This is a genomic window from Paenibacillus sp. ALE3 (assembly GCF_054113405.1).
This window is the reverse complement of record NZ_CM134214.1, coordinates 5,095,667-5,113,709: the sequence shown is the minus strand read 5'-3', so window position 1 is coordinate 5,113,709 and position 18,043 is coordinate 5,095,667. Positions and strand designations below refer to the sequence as shown.

Annotated in this window: 15 protein-coding genes and 1 other RNA gene; 6 read left to right on the top strand and 10 right to left on the bottom strand. The window is 42.9% G+C overall.

What is annotated here, in order from left to right; all coding sequences use genetic code 11:
- Positions 1–191 precede the first annotated feature (191 nt).
- From secG to ACXHJ2_RS22910, 5 genes are all read left to right on the top strand, one after another.
- The gene (gene secG, locus ACXHJ2_RS22930) at positions 192–425 is read left to right on the top strand and encodes a preprotein translocase subunit SecG (protein ID WP_013368823.1); all 234 of its coding nucleotides are present in this window, start codon (positions 192–194) and stop codon (positions 423–425) included.
- A gap of 188 nt (positions 426–613) precedes the next feature.
- Entirely contained in the window at positions 614–3,223 is a 2,610-nt protein-coding gene (rnr, locus tag ACXHJ2_RS22925; protein ID WP_165084374.1) for a ribonuclease R, read from the top strand.
- A 263-nt stretch (positions 3,224–3,486) separates the two neighbouring features.
- A complete protein-coding gene (gene smpB / locus ACXHJ2_RS22920; RefSeq protein WP_007428162.1) occupies positions 3,487–3,966 on the top strand; it encodes an SsrA-binding protein SmpB in 480 nt (159 codons plus the stop codon).
- Positions 3,967–4,221: 255 nt separating this feature from the next.
- Positions 4,222–4,586: a transfer-messenger RNA gene (ssrA, locus tag ACXHJ2_RS22915) on the top strand.
- A 621-nt stretch (positions 4,587–5,207) separates the two neighbouring features.
- Entirely contained in the window at positions 5,208–6,515 is a 1,308-nt protein-coding gene (locus ACXHJ2_RS22910) for a DUF6270 domain-containing protein (protein WP_165084376.1), read from the top strand.
- Positions 6,516–6,584: 69 nt separating this feature from the next.
- Here the strand turns inward: ACXHJ2_RS22910 and ACXHJ2_RS22905 are convergent, their stop codons facing one another.
- The 7 genes from ACXHJ2_RS22905 to ACXHJ2_RS22875 all read right to left on the bottom strand — a co-directional run bounded on the left by ACXHJ2_RS22905 (position 6,585) and on the right by ACXHJ2_RS22875 (position 14,955).
- Positions 6,585–8,144 (bottom strand): recombinase family protein, encoded by a 1,560-nt coding sequence (locus ACXHJ2_RS22905; protein WP_165084493.1) that lies wholly within the window; start codon positions 8,142–8,144, stop codon positions 6,585–6,587.
- Positions 8,145–8,521: 377 nt separating this feature from the next.
- A complete protein-coding gene (locus ACXHJ2_RS22900) occupies positions 8,522–8,971 on the bottom strand; it encodes a JAB domain-containing protein (RefSeq protein WP_139625353.1) in 450 nt (149 codons plus the stop codon).
- Positions 8,972–9,099: 128 nt separating this feature from the next.
- Entirely contained in the window at positions 9,100–9,465 is a 366-nt protein-coding gene (locus ACXHJ2_RS22895; protein ID WP_139625352.1) for a hypothetical protein, read from the bottom strand.
- 392 nt (positions 9,466–9,857) lie between these two features.
- The gene (locus tag ACXHJ2_RS22890) at positions 9,858–11,768 is read right to left on the bottom strand and encodes a DNA primase family protein (protein WP_165084491.1); all 1,911 of its coding nucleotides are present in this window, start codon (positions 11,766–11,768) and stop codon (positions 9,858–9,860) included.
- Positions 11,750–12,304: a bifunctional DNA primase/polymerase gene (locus ACXHJ2_RS22885; protein WP_165084489.1), complete on the bottom strand. Its 555-nt coding sequence runs from the start codon at positions 12,302–12,304 to the stop codon at positions 11,750–11,752. Before ACXHJ2_RS22885 ends, ACXHJ2_RS22890 begins: the two co-directional genes overlap by 19 nt.
- Positions 12,305–12,688: 384 nt before the next feature.
- Complete coding sequence (locus ACXHJ2_RS22880) at positions 12,689–13,177, bottom strand: hypothetical protein (RefSeq protein WP_165084487.1); 489 nt, start codon at positions 13,175–13,177, stop codon at positions 12,689–12,691.
- 155 nt (positions 13,178–13,332) lie between these two features.
- Complete coding sequence (locus ACXHJ2_RS22875; protein WP_165084485.1) at positions 13,333–14,955, bottom strand: hypothetical protein; 1,623 nt, start codon at positions 14,953–14,955, stop codon at positions 13,333–13,335.
- Between the two features lie 619 nt (positions 14,956–15,574).
- Here ACXHJ2_RS22875 and ACXHJ2_RS22870 point away from each other — a divergent pair.
- Complete coding sequence (locus ACXHJ2_RS22870) at positions 15,575–15,919, top strand: helix-turn-helix domain-containing protein (RefSeq protein WP_180361602.1); 345 nt, start codon at positions 15,575–15,577, stop codon at positions 15,917–15,919.
- 79 nt (positions 15,920–15,998) lie between these two features.
- On the opposite strand, the gene ACXHJ2_RS22865 is transcribed toward ACXHJ2_RS22870, so the two are convergent.
- The 3 genes from ACXHJ2_RS22865 to ACXHJ2_RS22855 form a co-directional block, all read right to left on the bottom strand.
- Entirely contained in the window at positions 15,999–17,030 is a 1,032-nt protein-coding gene (locus ACXHJ2_RS22865) for a hypothetical protein (protein ID WP_165084481.1), read from the bottom strand.
- Positions 17,031–17,115: 85 nt separating this feature from the next.
- Positions 17,116–17,631, bottom strand: a complete 516-nt coding sequence (locus tag ACXHJ2_RS22860) for a hypothetical protein (protein ID WP_165084479.1) — start codon at positions 17,629–17,631, stop codon at positions 17,116–17,118.
- Complete coding sequence (locus ACXHJ2_RS22855) at positions 17,604–17,999, bottom strand: hypothetical protein (RefSeq protein WP_165084477.1); 396 nt, start codon at positions 17,997–17,999, stop codon at positions 17,604–17,606. The genes ACXHJ2_RS22860 and ACXHJ2_RS22855 overlap by 28 nt, the downstream gene beginning before the upstream one ends.
- Positions 18,000–18,043: the final 44 nt, after the last annotated feature.

The window sequence follows — 18,043 nt, the reverse complement described above, 5'->3', positions numbered from 1 at the left end:
TATGATCTACAGAAGCTTAATGGCTAAGTGTCTTGCTGTAGCTGTTGTTATCTACTGGAAGCTGTGGTAGAATGAAAGTAGTGTTTTGCGTTAATTTCCGGCTATTTAAAGCATGATATGTGCATGTTTTCATAAAAGAGGCTGTGTTGTTTTGCAAAACAGATGTATAAGCTCAGGAGGTGGGATTTTTCATGGAAATCTTTTTGAAAGTGCTGCTCGTTGTGTTCTCGATTGCTGTTATTGCGGTTGTGTTACTGCAAAAGGGGAAAAGCGCAGGTTTGTCCGGTGCCATCTCTGGCGGTGCTGAGCATCTGTTCGGCAAGACCAAAGCTCGCGGTATGGATTTGATTTTACAACGCGTAACTGCTGTTTTGGGTGCATGTTTTATGATCGTTTCCGTTTTGGTTGCATTTTTCGCAAAATAAGATAAATATACACCTTAAGCCTTCGTTTCACGGGAAACGGGGGCTTTTTTGGATTTTGGACAGGCAGGGATGCCGTCGATTAAATTCGTGTATACTAGGGTATGAGTATATAAAGAGCCTTGTATCAGGAACAAGGAACATGCGGATTTATTACTGAAAATTAAAGGTCACCCGAGGTGGACAAAATTATGATAACAGAGCAACAACTACTTGATTTCATGCGCGAGACCGCATACAAGCCTATGACATACCAGGAGCTGGAGCAACATTTTGACATTAAGGATGCAGAAGAGTTTCGTGAATTTCTTAAGCTCTTGAACGCATTGGAGGAAGACGGGAAAATTCTACTGACCCGCACGAACCGTTATGGTGTTCCAGAACGGATGGATTTGCAGCGCGGGCGTTTGCAGGCCCATGCCAAGGGCTTTGCTTTTTTGATTCCAGAGGACCGGGAGCACCCGGATGTATACATTCATGCTAACGACTTAAAGAGCGCGATGAATGGAGATACGGTACTGGTAAGAGTAACATCAAAGGGACCTGCGGGTGGCCGACTAGAAGGCGAAGTTGTGCGAATCGTGAAGCGCGCAGTGCTTCAGGTAGTCGGTGTGTTTCAGAGCCACGAAGCATACGGTTTTGTTTTGCCGGATGATAAACGTATTAACCGGGACATTTTCATTCCTAAGGACAGCTTTAACGGAGCTGTAAACGGACAAAAGGTCGTCGTGCGTATTGTGAGCTATCCGGAAGGACGTGCAGCGGCAGAAGGCGAAGTGCTGGAGGTGCTGGGTCATAAGGATGATCCGGGCGTTGACATCTTGTCCGTTATTCGCAAGCATCAGCTCCCAGAGGCTTTTCCGGATGAAGTGATGGCGGAAGCGGATCAGGCTCCTGATGCGATTACGGAAGAAGAGATTATACGTCAGGGACGGCGTGATTTGCGCGATAAGATCATAGTTACCATTGACGGGGAAGATGCCAAAGACCTCGATGATGCGGTTAATGTAGAGCGTTTGCCGAACGGAAACTATCGTCTGGGCGTTCATATTGCTGACGTAGGGTATTATGTGCGTGAGAACTCCAAGCTGGATCTGGAGGCATATAACCGCGGTTGTAGTGTGTATTTGGTTGACCGCGTCATTCCGATGCTTCCACATCGACTTTCAAACGGAATTTGTTCATTGAATCCTCAGGTGGATCGACTGACTTTATCCTGTGAGATGGAATTCAATGAGCATATGAAGGTCGTAAAGCATGATATTTTCACCAGCGTGATTAAAACGAAGGAACGGATGACCTATACTAACGTTCGCAAAATCCTCGAAGAGGAAGATGCAGAACTGATGGAACGGTACAAGGACCTGGTTGATGTATTCCGTACGATGAAGGATTTAGCATTGAAGCTACGTGCGAATCGGATGCGCCGCGGTGCAGTTGATTTTGATTTTGATGAGGCCAAAGTGATTGTAGATGATGAAGGCAAAGCTGTCGATATTGTGAAGAGGGATCGTACGATAGCCGAACAAATTATCGAAGAGTTTATGCTGGCGGCCAATGAAACGGTAGCCGAACATTTTCACTGGCTCAAGGTACCGTTCTTGTACCGGATTCATGAGGACCCCGATCCAGAGAAGCTGCAAAACTTTATGGCTTTTGCAGCTAATTTTGGTCATCAGATCAAAGGTCGAGGAAATTCCATTCATCCGCGTGCACTGCAAACATTGTTAGAAGACATTCAGGGTACGAAGGAGCAAACGGTGCTTAGCACAATGATGCTGCGTTCGATGAAGCAGGCAAAATATGATGCGGAGTCTACAGGACATTTTGGACTGGCTGCGGAGTATTACTCTCATTTTACATCACCGATTCGTCGTTACCCTGACTTGGTAATTCACCGTGTCATTCGTGAGGTATTGGAGAATGGCGGGGCTTTAACAGACGAGCGTCAGGAATATTTGACTGCACGCATGCCAGATATTGCTCAGCAATCCTCCGAGCGTGAACGTGTGGCTGTGGATGCAGAGCGCGACACAGAACAAATGAAAAAGGCTGAATATATGCTGGATAAGGTCGGCGAGGAGTTCGAAGGGATCATCAGCAGTGTAACCAGCTTTGGGATGTTCATTGAGCTGGACAACACAGTCGAGGGCTTAACGCGTCTGAGTGCACTTACGGACGACTATTATCATTTTGACGAGCAGCATATGGCGTTAATCGGAGAACGCACCTCTAAGGTATTCCGCATTGGGGATGAGGTTAAGGTTCGCGTCGCGCGTGTGAATATGGAAGATTACACAATTGACTTTGAACTCGTCGATATGAAGCAACGGCAACGTCGTGAACGGACGGGAGGCTCGGGCCAGGGTGGAGATTTTGCACGTGGCGAGGGCCGTGCTAAAGGCAGAGGCCGAGAAGGACGTGACCGTAAGGGCGGTAAGGACAAGGCTGGTAGAGAGCGTAAAGGCGGTCGTGAGGCGGCTGGAAAGCCTAAAGAGGGCGGCAACGGAGGAATCAGCACCGCAGGTCGCGCAGGTCGCGATGGTGGAAACGGTGTCGGTACAGGCTCGCCAGGCAGCTTCGGCTTTGGTAGTGGCAAGGGAGGATACAATTCGCCAGCAACGGGTGCAAGCAAGCGACGGAAGAAGACGTCTGCCAGCGGGGTATTCATTGGTGATGCAGCTACCCCAGGTAGTGATGCCAGACCAGGTGGCGAAGGCGCAGCACGTCGCAAGCGGAAAAAAAAGGGCGCTAACGGCGGGTATAGCGCCGCTGGGTTTGTACGGAAAAAGAAAAAGTAGGTTATAAAACTTACTTGTTAGGTAACTGGAGCTTCTCAAGAACAGTGGATGATGCTGATGGAAGCTTAGGTATATGAGCGGTTTCTATCTGCAGTAAGGATAGAAGCCGCTTGATTTTAGTGCGCTTTTGGGATAACTAGAAATGTAGAAGCCTTGACTTTTCTTGCTTTTACCATCCGAAATTTGTTACAATATATTTCTAGGGTAGCTCATTGTAGCGGGATTTCTAGATTGAATTAAGTTATGTATAAGGAGTGGTATTCATGGGTAAGAAGGCAGACGGGAAAGTGCTCGCCCAGAACAAAAAAGCTTCCCATGACTATTTTATCGAGGACACCTACGAGGCGGGCATGGTGTTAACGGGAACAGAGATTAAGTCTCTGCGGAATGGTCGCTCTAACATAAGTGATGCTTTTGCTACGATCCGTAATGGTGAAATTCATATTCACAATATGCATATTAGCCCTTTTGAACAAGGTAATCGTAACAATCCGACCGATCCGACGCGCACGCGTAAGCTGTTGCTGCATAAAGAGCAGATTCGTAAGCTTATTGGTCTCTCCAAACAGGAAGGCTACACCATCGTGCCGCTCAAGATATATGTTCGCAACGGTTATGCCAAACTGCTGCTTGGACTGGGTAGAGGTAAAAAGCAGTATGATAAGCGAGAAACAGCTGCCAAACGTGATGCACAGCGTGATATCCAACGTGCTCTGCGCGAGAAGCAAAAAATAGCGAGATAAGCAGTTTGCTTACTCTGTATGGTACAAATTACGTGGATAAGTTACTTGTTCCTGTAATGGTGCTATTTTATCGAGCTAGAATGGCTTCAATCCGTTTCGTTATGACATGTAATATGTTATACTAACGAAGTAGTAAGTTTTCAAAGATCTTGGATTTAACTTGATTCGAGTGTTGGATCTTAGGATTCAGCTTTTGATATTATGCACTTATGCTCCGGTATTTCCGGATTTATCCGTGGAGCCCTTTTATAATAAGGGGGCGTTTATGGATTCGACGGGGATAGTTCGAGCATGGGTAGCGGGTAGTGGGGACGCGTCCACTTCATCAACGCTAAAGCCTATTAAACGGCAAACAACAAAACAACTACGCTTTCGCAGCTTAATAACCTGTGAGCGTGCTCCTCTCCTGTATCGCCCATGTGCCGGATGTAGGGGCTAACCTATAGTGGGATACGCTGCCACATCTCCGCCTGGGGTGTGCTGAAGAAGACAATCAGGCTGACCCAACGTATAGCCGGTTACGGGGCGATACTCGGGTGACATCAAAACTGTGACTACACCCGTAGAAGCTTATGTGTCGTTATCTTCGGACAGGGGTTCGACTCCCCTCGCCTCCATATGTAGTATTATGAAAAGCGGCCTTGATGGGTCGCTTTTTTGCTTACTTTAATTTCCCTGTCGCATAGTCCAAAGTGAGGTAAAATAAATGTTGGCAGTCTTATTGTATTTGACTTCTAGCTTGTCAACAGATTGGATATTGAATACTTAGATCCGCATTCCTTAAAAATGAGTTTATGTTAAGGAGTTCTGCTATCTTGAAGGAGTTGTTGGAGTTCTAATAAGATTTGAGGAGCTCTCTATTAAACAAGCATTTATAGATAGCTTGATGATGAATCACTCAAGTTATACCGAAAAGTGATTTGCCTATCACGCCGGACGTGAGGGACGATTCGATATATTAGCGAGTGAGCCAATGTCAATTATTAACCGCCAATTGAGCCATTTCAATCATCGCAGAAATGCAAAGCCGGTTTGTTGAAAATATGAAATGCCATTGCCTCGCATCCAGGCTATTTAAAATGCGTCTAATCTTCCTTGTGTATGCTGCCGATAATCATATTAAGCGTTGAGCTTTGGGATTGACAAGATTGATTCCTAAGGAGGAATAGAGCCATTTATACAGACCATGAATAATTTTCATCGTAGTACCACTATCTATGTAAAACATTGGAGGCTCTTAAATGGTATTGGTAGACGTGCATGGTTCATGCTTAAGCAGAGATATTTTCAACGTTAATAAAGACACTAATATATCAGTTAATAGTTATTTAAGCAGAAATAATATTGTATCTAGTATGATGCCTCCTGCAAATATTTCTACAAGATCTGAAGAGTTGCTTTTTTTTAATAGTGAGTATTCTCATCGTTGTTTACGAAACGGTATTGAAAAAAACACTGTTCCAATCCTTCTGAATTCTAGTGCTGATTTCCTAGTGATTGATTTTTTTGACCTTTGCCAGCCGGTAGCTGTATATAAAAATACGACTTTCTCTACTTATGATTATTCATTTTATAATACGGCAGCCTATAAAAGTGAATCGGAACAATTCCAGTCCATTAATTTCTTGGAAATTCCAAGTTGGTTATGGTATGGATATATAGATCTATATTGGGAGAAAATGATTGAGAAATTTGGAGGAAATATAATACTGGTTAGAACTAGAGGTTGTAATCATTATATATCGAGAGATGGAGAGGTTAAGGATACTCCTCCTGCGATGTTGCATTTTGGAAATGCGATTTATAATAAACAACTTTATGAACTCGAAGAGTATGTTATAAATAAATATAATCCCTATGTTTTAGATGTTTCAAAATATTTTATTGCCGACGAAGAGTATAATCGGGATGTAACACCCGTTCACTTTGAAGAAAACTATGCCATAAGTTCTTGGTCATTGATGCAAAATATTATCCTGAATAAACCGAAACAAAGATACTATGATAACCTTAGGCCGCAGGTGGTTGCCGACCTATTGAGAAGAAGGGTTGATGAGAGAAATTTTGAGGTGATCTGGAGAGAAACAGAGAGTTTTTTTGTTTCAAACGATCTTCTGGATGATATATGTTTAGAAAGTGCTTCAATAGATATTATTCAAAACAGAAAATGGTTAGCCACCCTTTATCAAAAGGTGGATGAAGTATATTCAACCTTCTCTGATATAAACATGGATGAAAAATTAACATTTATAAATGAATTCATCAATGGAATTGAACTATCGGAAGAAGATAATGTGTTTCAACGGTATTATTTAAATAAACTAAAAGAAAAACAGGAGTACTTAAATCTACCTGTTGAGCATTTGGTGGAAAGTTTTACAGAAGCATTAGATAAAAATGACTTAAGATGGGTTCAAATGCTGAATTGTTTGGGTATATTGCTTCCAGAAGATGAAGCGGTTATGTATTATCATTTGCAGTACTCTATCGCTGTTGATAATAAATTGATGATTACTAAGCTTAAGCAACGGCTAAATTGTGTAGAATAAACCCGTATGACTAGTCTCCAGTGGAAGTGATATCTGTCTGTAACTACACCCGTAGAAGCTTATGTTACGTTATCTTCGGACAGGGGTTCGACTCCCCTCGCCTCCATTGATCAAATCCACAACTTGTAGCTTAAAGATGACTTCTACGTGTTCCTTGTAGACGATCACCTTTTCTACATAGCTGCCGATGAACTTCTTGATCTCAGGAAGGTTTCGGCTGGTGATGTGGTCCTGAAAGCCAGAAAGCAGTTGTCGCAGAGCATCCTCTGTGATGGCTGCTTTTTCTTTTACCTGCTGAGCCTCAAGCAGTTTCGTTTCTAGCTCAATCTTTTGCTGTTCCAGTGAGGACAACTTTTCGAGAATGGTAGGATTGTTCAGACCGCTAGCCACCGCATTTACAATGTTATCAATCTGGCGCTCTACACCTTCCAGACTCTTGATCAGGCGTTGTTGATCGGCTTTCACATGTGTTTCTTTGGACTTTTGGTACTCATTAAGCTGTTTAGCCAGAACAGGGATAGCTTCATCGTTAAAAATCTTCTCCTGAAGCTGAGCCAGCACGTAGGCTTCAATGTATTCGCGGCGCAGCTCAGGGTTTTTACATGCCTTTGTTCGTTCACGGTTGCCGCAACGGTAGGTGACATATTTCAGTTTGCTTCTACCACTGTATTTGGTATTGCCCATCATGGCATACTGAATACCTACGTTTTTCAAACATTCCCCACAAACAATGAGTCCGCTAAGCAGGTACATTTCTTTTGCCTTGTAAGCACCAGGCTGACGTTTGTTTTGATTCATCTTTTCCTGTGCCTTGTGAAAATCTTCCTTGGTTACAAGCTGTGGCATACCACCTTCGACACGAATCACATCTTCACTATTTTTATGCCGATTGCCGTTTCGTTTACCAGCCGCATCCTTGCTGTCGGTGAGGTTGAAAATGTAGGTGCCTGTGTATTTTTCATTGCGAAGAATGGTACCTAAGGTTCCCTTGCTGATCGGTTTTCCATAACGTGATGTGTAGCCTTGCTCCGTCAGTTCTCGAATGATCTGATTATAGCCGTGACCAGCGAGGAACATAGAAAAAACAGTTTCGACGATGCCGCGTTCCTCTTCATTAATGATGTACTTTTTTGTTACAGGATCTACAGCATAGCCGATGGGAGGTAAGCCGCCTGTATGTTTACATTGGTATGCTGTTTCTTTCATCCCCTTCATGACCTCACGGGCCAAGTTTTTGGAATAGTACTCAGCCATACCTTCCAGCAAAGATTCCAGAATGACACTTTCGGGAGAGCCATCTAGGTTTTCGGTGACGCTGTACAGTTTAATACCGTTCAACTTCAGTTTGCGTTTGTATTTAGCACTGTCGTATTTGTCCCGGCTGAAACGATCCAACTTATGAACAATGAGCACATCAAATAATCCTTTTTCACTGTCGAGAATCATTTGCTGGAACTGTGGACGTTTGTCTGAGGTGGCGCTTTTGGCGCGGTCGATATAGACTTTAACGAGTTCAAAGCCTTTTTGTTTGCAGTAGGCTTCAATGGCTCGAACCTGAGCGTCGATGGATTCATCCCGTTGGTTGTCACTGGAAAAGCGAGCGTAAGCTGCGGCGCGTTGAATAGTCATTGGTATAATTACCCCTTTCGATGTAGGCGAAATGATAGTAAATAGAAATCAAAGGCTGGCTCCTCAGAAAAGAGGAGCACAGCAAGATAAAGATAAAGCGAGCCTATTGGTTCAGCGTTGCTTTTTGAGAATGGTATCCAGCATCTGCACAGCAGGAAGATAGTAACATTCCGTTGTTTCCCGCACTTGGTCGATTTGGTTCCACGACGTCGTATCTGGATCAGTACAGGTGTGTTTCAGCTTATGCCTTGAAATACGAGTGATGTAATGTGCTAGTATGATGATCTCCCCCGATGGCTTATTTTCTATTTTGACTAATAATCTCTATGGTCAGTTGAGCTGCAGCAATGATGAGGGCCAAGATTAATTTTTCCAATTTAAAACAACCCCCTTTCCTTCATGCTGACATAGCCATCCTGGCCCAAAATGATATGGTCCAGTAGCTCGATACCGAGCAATTCCCCACTCTTTTGAAGCCTTATGGACATGGAAATGTCTTCGCTACTTGGCGTAGGGTCCCCCGACGGGTGGTTATGACAAGCGATGATGGATGCTGCATTGGAAAGAATGGAAAATTTGAAAACCTCCCTGGGATGCAAGATAGATGAATTGAGCGTGCCAAGTGAAACCTGCTGTAAGGCCAGCGGCTGGTTTTTGGTACTCAGCGTGAGAATACAGAAGGACTCCCGATCACAATCACCAATGAACTCTCGAAAGAGTTGGACGGTATCGTCCGGCTTATGAACTTTGCGACCTGAAAACAGCATTGACTTTTCTCGAATTAACTTCAAGTGAATCACTTGAACTCGCTTCATAGTGTTATTCATGTGATAACCTCCAGAGCAGAATATTATAAGATAGACGCTGTTAATAGGCCCATCCTATTTATAATTTCTGTTTGAAGCCTTATTTGAAACGTTTTAACGTGCTTTTAATAACTTGTATTCAAATATACTTAACTAAAATCATCTCGTGATTCATTGGTAAACCGGAGATGACATTCCAAATCAATAGAGCTTTCATCTACATGTAACCATTCGGCAACCGAGCGGACAACACTAGACGTGTAAAAATGATGCTGTTCGAAGGTTATAACATAGTCATGATCTCCGGGCTCAAAGGTAATGAAGTACCATCCATCCTGAACGCTCCAATCTTCGCAGGTACCCTGTAAATGCTTGGTCAGTTTGAGTATAGAAAAGTCATCGAGATGTACTTGGTCACAAGGAATACGGATAACGTAATGCCCTAGGATGCAGACACTGGAATAGATGTATTCTAGCAATTCACTGATTGTGTACGGTTCATTATAAAATTTCATAGTGATTACCCCCGTATGATAAAAGTTTTTGGAAAAACAACATAGAAAATGATTACAAACAAATGAAGATCGTTTAAGAAATCGTGCTCAGTGTCGTGGCGTTGAAGCGACCCGAAAGGAGCGTTTGTGAAATCTTGTGCCACGGCCTTCTTTCCTTGCAGGATATGGCTTTTTTTAGGTGTCGTGGCGCTTGTGATCCTTTTTCTGAAAAACTATTCTTTTTATTTTTAGATGATTAAGGATGAAAAGATTTGTCAGGGGGGAGAAAAGAAGCCACAAGCGCCCCGCTTTCTTCAACCCCCTTACCAGGCAAGGAGTCCAGGCGTGGCGTACCTTTGATTTACCTGCCACACCTTCGTCCCTGACTGTCCTACAACGCCTCGGATTACCGTTTAATCCAGGTCATCAATGTTATCAACGACTTGGACTTGAGTGCTCTTCATCCAAGAAGGCTTAGGAGCGAGTTTCAGGCAAATGCCTTTGATTAAACGTTCCCCGCCGGACTTATTGGTTTCAAATACAATTCCTTGTTCATTCAAAACTTCTTTTACTTTATTCGTCAGTTGCTGGTTACTGATATTGGACAGACCGTTATGGCCTTCACGCTGACACCAGTCTACAAAACCAGCTTTTAGATCCTTGTTAAGCAGTCTACTCTCAGGATTAGCTTCAATCATATCCTCAACAAACATTTGAACAGGGTTGATCATTTGGCTGTACTGGTTAGCCAGTTGCTGTACCTTTTTCGACTTTGTAAAACGGTATGAGTGTTTACGTAAACGTTCCAATCCTTTTAACGCGAAGTTCAAAATACCAGCACCCTCCTTCATCAGCTTGTCCTTCAAATTCGGATCTCTTTGCTCGTCTGTAAATGTCTTTTCAAAGGGAAGGATGGTCATTTTACGTATTAGTCCGTAGCTTTTGTCCTTGGAGTAGGGCAGGTTGTTCGTTGCAAATATGAGCTTACAAAACAGCTCCTGCATGTAGCCCTGTTTGAACTTTTCTTCCGTACGAACGGGATCGCCGGAAGCGATAGCCTTTAGGTAGCTCGTTTCAATCCCCTTACTGCCTACTTCATTCTCGGTGGTGATGTTGACCAGTTTGTTAATCATCTCGGAACGAGCAAAAGGTTTTTCCAGATCATTTAAAGAGAGAGCCGATGTATTACGTTCTCCAATCAGGCTTTTCAGCACATGAATGAGTACAGACTTCCCGTTAGATCCTTTGCCGTAAAAGAGAAAGACTTGCTCGGCTTGGGTGGATGTGGTCAGACAGTAGCCAAAGATTTCGGCAATGAGGTCAATACGCTCCTGGTCCTGATCGAAAATATCATTCAAAAAGGCTTCAAATTTTGGACATGTAGCTTCAGGGTCATACGCGATGGGAACCTGTACGCTGGAATAGAACTTAGGATCATGATCGTCCAACTGGAAGTTACGTAGGTCAAGCATCCCATTTTTTAGGTTAATGTAGTCGCGCTTGCCGTCCATTGGATGTTCCCGTGTGCAATCACGTGTCAAGGCAGTCATGTACTCCGCTTCGATTTTAGAATTCCAGAAATAAGGAACCCAAGTGTGAAGAATTTTTCGTACATTCTTTTTGAGTACATCGGGAAGTTGATCCCGCCATACTCCAGAATTGTAAACATAGTAACGTTGCTCAGGAGCTACAAAAATAGTTTTGAGGTAATGACGACGGATGAATTCAGAAAATAGGTTAGGGTTTAAGCGTGTCGGCTTATTGTTATTATCTAAGGTAAAGCCAACGTCTTTCGGACCTATATTATGCAGAGACTTCAGTTTGGACGTTTTGGACATGTAGGAATTAGGACGAGTACTTTTTTTGGTTTTGGGTTGACTTAACATTTTAGCAGGACTATTCACGATGATTCCCTCCTCATTTGTACGTACATGGTTTTGGAAGCAAGTGGCGATTTGTTGTTCATTACAGCCAAACGTGCGGCAGCGCGTAGGTGGCTTCTTGTTCTGCTGTAATTGACGAATGCGATTCTGACTATGTGTGTCGTGTTTATCAGAAAGCGCAGAAAACTCTAATGCTAACTCCTTTGGGAGTAACTGTACCCACTTAAACCAGGTTTCTTCATCCAGACCCTGTTGTTGCTGGGTGACGTAATCCTGGGCAAAACGGGGGCAACGACCGTACAAGGTTTTCAGGTTACCTTGTACGTTGGTTTGTGCAGATGCAAACGTGTTTTTGTTGGTCGGCACCCGAGTAGGATGCTGAAAAATCCATGAGGGTGCTTCTGCCAGCAATGCACTGGCCTTTAGGGTTCGATGATCCATTGGTATTGACCTCCGTTTGTATGAATGGATGGGGGAAGAACGGTCTGACGTCCACTTCCCAACACGTTTACTTCGCAATGTGACTCCGTCGGGTGTCGCTCTACCCAACTAGTGAACGACGAACCTTCCGGGATTTTGTACAAGTATCTCATTCCTCCACTAGGGGTACTGAATTGCCATGTAGAGGGTACAAACCCTTGGGAAAGGCGCTCTAGGATGTCAAATCCCTTCTCTCCATCCACATCGATGCCGATGATGCTGCTATTTTCTCCTAGTACCAACCCGATGTTACATGACGGGCATTTGGAGAGCCAATGGTTAATCTTGGCTTGGGATGGTGGCGCAGCCTCTTGCCATCCCTTAAACAAAGGAACTTTTCCAGGATGTCTGCACGTTTCTTTATGCCTCTCAGACATCCCTTCGTGATTGTGAGGGCAAAGTGGTATGACAGGTAAGCCCATGGCAGCGTATTTGTAAAAGTAACGCCGTATTTCCTCCGTACGATCTGTAGCATTCTGACTATTTGGGTTGTTCATGATGTTATTCCCCTCTCTGTTTTCTAAACCTTAACCGCATTTCTATCTCTTGAAGAAGGTAAAGCGGCTAAGCGTATTTGGTTATCAAAGAACTTGTTGCAAGCTTGTTCAAGTTAATTTGCGTTGCTTGCATAATAAGAATATCAAAGATAAAAGGACGTTTTTTGTAGTTGAGTAGGATTGAATTTTTGAAAAAAAATGAATAGGGATATTGAAGCTCCCCTGTTGTGTTTTTGAGAGTATTTAAGTTCCCAAAATTCTATCAAGGGCGTTGCTTTTTATATGAATTTCTCGTTTTTTTGAGGTTTTACGTTAAATTTCTCCCGTTTTGAAAAATAACTATAGTTGAATCAAGGGAATTTTTAAAAAAAGAGCGATGAGGAATTACTCCTCACCGCTCAAATTAAGGTTCTTCTCTTTTTCTTTCTTTTTCTTATCAGCTATCTGTCGTAGTTTGTCGATCTGTTTTATGGAAAAATATTTAATAATAATTTTAATCAAATATTTCTTGGATAGGTGTTCAAGGGATTCAGCCATTTCTACTTTGTCTTCTTCTTTTAGCGCCTTATTTTTATTCGTTCTTTCTCGTTTCAGCTTTCTTAACAAGTTATTCGTTTCTTGTGAAACTTCTTTAAGTATTTTTAGAACTTCATTATACTTAGCTTGATTGTACAAGTGCTTTATTGGCTGGTTAGTTATTAGGATTTCCTTAACGATCTTAGCCGCGTGCTCATCTTGTCCTGATATTGTTAATAGAATACGATTATCCAAAATATCAACTTCAAAATCAGCATACAGGATATCTGCTTTATTAATAATTGCCCCTATATTATTGCGTAGTTTCTCTCTGCTTCTTTTAATGGCTGGATTCATCGTTGTAGTCTCTCCCTTCTTGAAAAGTATATATGGAAGCAGGCTAAAAGTTAAGAAGGACTTACGATGACTTACAAAGTGCAAAAAAAGACGAGATTTTACAGCTCGTCTTTCTGTACATCTAGCTCCTATTAAACTAGTAGCTAGATCCGTGTTTAGTTTTTAACAAAAACTCCATTAGCGTATTTGTATTCCTCGTACAGTCCCTGCGAACCGTATGGAAGTAGGAACTGATTGCCAGACATTAAAATATCCGATTGTCCCATACCACTCCACATCAGTTCTAATGGTGAAGTTCCTTGTTCTGAAGCCATGAAATTATATGTGAGTATCCACACATACATGTCGGCTTGCCCATCGCTGGCGACTACAACAATTTCAGGCGTTCCATCTTGAGTAAAATCGTGTTCTTTGACAGCCAGGGAGTAACCAGGCAACAGGTCTCCAAATTCATCAAAGGGACTACTGCCTTCTATGGAAGGCAAGGATATGTTCCAGCCCTGCCCCAAAGCATGATCCACAACTTGTGCTTTCACGCCATTGGGATGATCCAAACCCAGCACAATGTCCATGTTATCCCCATCTAAATGAACAGGATAGGTGAGATCAGCAGCAGGAGGAGTCCAGTGGTTGAAGTTTTTTAAGCTCACCGTTGGGACGGCATCGGATGTTGGCGCTGTTTTCTGTGCTTCCTTCACAGGTGTTGTAGCTACCTGCACAGAAGGAGCGGGTTCCTGTTCAGATGATTTGGCTTCGACTTTGGTTTGAGTCGGCGGTTCTGACTGAGGGGACGTTGATGTGGAAGAAGTAGAGGCGTTTTCTTGCCAAGCCTCTTTATCCGAGGATGGGGGACTTCCATCCAGTTTGGAAGTAACCTCTACTAAAAAGTAAGTCCAGTCCGACAGTTCTTGCCCATCTCCATCAATATCATAAGCAACGGGAGTGAATTGATTTTTGGAAAACACTTGAAATACGGTTTGAATGTTGATGCTCACACCTTGATCGGTGTATGTGGCTTGGTACATAACGTATTTGTTTACATCTTCTTCGTTGCCGTCCTTGTTGACCTGTTTCCAGACGACATTGCTAAAATACTTATCATTGCTCAGGGCTTCGTCCATCGTATGATGGGTGCCGCCTGGAACCGTAGCATCTTTAACCCAGGTGACGTATGGATTATCAAAGCCTCCGCGTGATGCAATGACAAGCAGTAAAATGAGAATCGCCACAATCCCCGCACTTACTATGCCAAATATTTTTTTAGGCTTGTTGCTTAGGACTTGGGGAACGATGGAACTTTGTCCCGTTTCTGTGTTGTCGGAATGCTTTACTTGATTGATCGTATTGGCTAGAACTTGAATGAATGAGTTTGCATCACCTTTAGAACCAGTTAGGATGTTCAGGTTGTTTCCTGAGCGTTCGCAGATTTGAATGTTGGTGTTAAAGGTGCGCCACAGAAAAAGAGCAGTCAGGAGTAAAGGTAAAAAGTTCATGGTGATCAGAGTTACGAATACAAACAAAATAGCAAATACCAGGTCAAACCAATTGATCTTGGAGCCAACAGCTATGGAGTTGATGTGGGTGAGCGGAATGTCCTGAGTCGATGGTTGTAAGGGAAAAGCGCCTAAGATGAGGTTTTGTCTAGTGAGCAACAGCTTTTCGCCCTCTAATGTAGCGGTTGTTCTCTTTTTTAAGTACGTAAGATAACTGAAACCCCCGTTCCATTCAAAAGTAAAATTTTTGGGTGTGGATGGAGTTTCTTCGGCCTTGATTAGCATTTGAGGTACACCTTTCTACATTAATTTAACGTAGTTAATGAAAATAAATATAAGTTATGAGATTTGTACTATTATGAATTAGTCCAGTTTAGTTATTTGTTGTTTTGTGCAAAAGGCCAGCTTCGGGCTGGCCTTGTTTCCTATCTTTGGAGGGAAAACCTACCAGCTCTACATCCAAAGGTTTCTAAAGATCCATTTACGAATGATCACGGCGAGAATAGCACCAAATACTATACCCGACCCTACATTTGTATCCGTAAGGTAAGCGCCGATTAGCCCAAGGACTGCTCCCCCAATAGCCCATTTTAACAACATTGTCTTCAACCCTTTCAGTATGAAATAGAAGATGATTAAGACGACTTGTCACCTATGCAGAATACTGGTGACATACAATTTGGCCTACTGCTTAAGAGCCAAGCGTACTGACTTCATTTAAACTTAATCCTGGCAAATGCCTAAACTAAGAATCTTTTCCTACATATAAACCAGTCCTTTTTATCATTGTTATTTCCGTTTTTACGTCTTTGGATAGTCAAATTGTACCATAAACAATCCCTTTGGAATATATATTCTATTGACTATTGGAGTGAGGATTACTTGTAGCTATGTTTACTGTAAGGTGATTAATTTGAAAAATATAATGGTATCTATCGGACAAACCATTAAAAACTATCGAAAGAAACGTGGCTGGAGTCAAGAAGAACTGGGTCATCAATCTGGTTTGCATACAACTTATATTGGGAAGCTTGAGCGAGCCGAAAAAGTTTGCAGTGTAGAGGTTCTTGCTAAAATCACAGAATCTTTTGAAGTTAGCCTTACGGAGTTTTTTAGTCACATTCAATCTCCTAATATTAGCGAATCAGAGGAGAGGCTTTTGAAAATAACGAATGAAATTCGCTTTATGGAGAAAAAAGAGCAGGAGCGAGTACTTAAAATTATTGAATTGATATTGGAGGGTTATTAAACCTTCTTTTTTTGTTTGGATTTATTTTCAGATGATTTTTGACTTTAAAAGCATAATGCTATCCTGCTTATGCGTTTAGTTAACCTTTCAGATACTTCTCATTTATACTTATTTTTGTTTCCTGAAAATGAGTGTAAAACTTCATGTCACGAGTTGATTGGTTGGCTTGGTCTGTAAAAGCCTGCTGGAGTGAGGAATCCTCCGTAATAAAGTAATCCCTTCCTTTCTGCTTACCAAACAAGGAAATCAATGCATATTTAAAGCTGGCGGGATTACAAATGCCTCCGGTACCCAAAGGGAGCAGCTCAACGGTCTGTCCAATGGTAAGTTTTTGCCCCACCTCTGGCTGCTCGTCCAGCAATGAGAGTAGACAAGCGAACAGGACGTCTGCATTGGAGCGTAAAGTGATTTTCTCCAAGTCATAGTATTCTGTTTTAACGTCATTCCAAGAAAATTGCCAGATGTGAGGCTCATTGGTGGTGTAGCTGCGGTCTACATTTTTGTAAGCATGACGGTTGCCATAGGCTTTTAGAAAGCGGTCGAGCTGTATGCGGTTGTGTTCGCCAAAGGAGAATTTGGGTAAGATAGCGCGGAAAAAGCTGGAGTAGTTTTCAAGGTCAAGTAACGAACGTGACAAGCTACGGTCGTTTCCCTGGTGATTGATTGTTTGAAGCAATTCATACATGGCTTGAAGGCGATGGGAGTCCGTGATTTCGTATTCGTCAGGACGCATAAGGTGTACCAGGAAGGAAACAGCCTGAAATCCATTCGTCCAGTCTGTCAGCCGCTTCTCCCAAAATTGAAGGATGCCAGTGGATTCTGGGGGCACCTTTTCTGTGAACTCCGGCCACAGCTTGATGATGCTTCTAACTACACTACTTTGTGCAGAGGGCATATCTTTCCGCTGCCACCCTCCGAATGTCCAACCAAGTATTTGTTTTAAAATCGTTGGCGTCACAGTAGCTGGATCACACAAAAGACGCTTCCATTCTTCCAAAGGATACATGGGATATCTGGCGAAAGGAAAGCGAGATAGATGCGTGTCCATTTGCTCTTGAATGAGAGTTGCAAGAGCACGTTTTTCTTTTTCCGTGAAGGTTAGCGTTGCCATGGTTTTCGCTCCATTTCTACATGAAAATAGCGACAGTATGGACATTCACATGCCCGTACTGTCGTTTTTTGGTTGGTAAGATTATTTACAAGGAGAAGGGATCATCTTCTTTTGCACTCTGCATGAACATGATGCGTTGCTCCGGTGTAAGGAACGGATCTTCTAGCGCAATGTAACAAGGATCGGCTAATTCATTCACCCAACGTAAGGCATCTGCAATTTCACCGCCATGAAATACAGGGCTGTCTGACAATACTTCATCCTCTTTTGCAATATCTACAATTCCAGTATCCTGGTCTATTGTCACAAACAGACTCGTACCATCCACGTATCTGTTTGTTCCACACTGATCGGTTGTTCTGATGATCACACGTACAAAAAAGGCCTGTTCGGAATGGAGCACTTCATGCTCTTCCAAACAGGCGGGTAGGAACTGTTTTTGATTGTGGGTGAACGGCCTAATCGCTAGCGCCATGATCCAAGTGTTTCCGTACGATTCAGGATTATTTGCAACGTCCCCGTTGTATTCAATGACCTCTTTTAGTTTATTTAGTACATTGTCCTCATTTGCCTTTAAACTTCTGCTAGTTCTTTCAGCCATTGTTCGGCCTCCTTGTGGTGAATTCCGAATTGTGTAAACAAAGTGATGATGTAGTCATTGGTGGTCATGACAGCAATCTTGTAGATTTGGATGTTGCCGAGGTCATACAACTCGACGTATTCAGGGCAACTACCGAAAAGTCCGTCGTCTTCTCGTCTAAGACCTACGAGGCTGAGATCGTGTAGGTTATCCCCTGCCTCCAGGATGAAGATGGGACCGTGAGGCTGGAGGGAGAAATATGGATCATCTTTGTCATGGAATGAGTCGCGAAGCTGGGTAAAGTATTCCTGGATGTGATCCAAGAGGGCGGGGGGAAGCGGGGATACATGTAAAGAATCCATGTCTTGCTGGGTCTGTATGATACGCATGATACAACCTCCTAAAATAAATTAATATAAACAATAAAGTAATT

Coding starts and splice junctions, on each gene's coding strand:
- secG (WP_013368823.1), top strand. CDS start 192: ATGGAAATCTTTTTGAAAGTGCTGCTCGTTGTGTTCTCGATTGCTGTT.
- rnr (WP_165084374.1), top strand. CDS start 614: ATGATAACAGAGCAACAACTACTTGATTTCATGCGCGAGACCGCATAC.
- smpB (WP_007428162.1), top strand. CDS start 3,487: ATGGGTAAGAAGGCAGACGGGAAAGTGCTCGCCCAGAACAAAAAAGCT.
- ACXHJ2_RS22910 (WP_165084376.1), top strand. CDS start 5,208: ATGGTATTGGTAGACGTGCATGGTTCATGCTTAAGCAGAGATATTTTC.
- ACXHJ2_RS22905 (WP_165084493.1), bottom strand. CDS start 8,144: ATGACTATTCAACGCGCCGCAGCTTACGCTCGCTTTTCCAGTGACAAC.
- ACXHJ2_RS22900 (WP_139625353.1), bottom strand. CDS start 8,971: ATGAATAACACTATGAAGCGAGTTCAAGTGATTCACTTGAAGTTAATT.
- ACXHJ2_RS22895 (WP_139625352.1), bottom strand. CDS start 9,465: ATGAAATTTTATAATGAACCGTACACAATCAGTGAATTGCTAGAATAC.
- ACXHJ2_RS22890 (WP_165084491.1), bottom strand. CDS start 11,768: ATGGATCATCGAACCCTAAAGGCCAGTGCATTGCTGGCAGAAGCACCC.
- ACXHJ2_RS22885 (WP_165084489.1), bottom strand. CDS start 12,304: ATGAACAACCCAAATAGTCAGAATGCTACAGATCGTACGGAGGAAATA.
- ACXHJ2_RS22880 (WP_165084487.1), bottom strand. CDS start 13,177: ATGAATCCAGCCATTAAAAGAAGCAGAGAGAAACTACGCAATAATATA.
- ACXHJ2_RS22875 (WP_165084485.1), bottom strand. CDS start 14,955: ATGCTAATCAAGGCCGAAGAAACTCCATCCACACCCAAAAATTTTACT.
- ACXHJ2_RS22865 (WP_165084481.1), bottom strand. CDS start 17,030: ATGGCAACGCTAACCTTCACGGAAAAAGAAAAACGTGCTCTTGCAACT.
- ACXHJ2_RS22860 (WP_165084479.1), bottom strand. CDS start 17,631: ATGGCTGAAAGAACTAGCAGAAGTTTAAAGGCAAATGAGGACAATGTA.
- ACXHJ2_RS22855 (WP_165084477.1), bottom strand. CDS start 17,999: ATGCGTATCATACAGACCCAGCAAGACATGGATTCTTTACATGTATCC.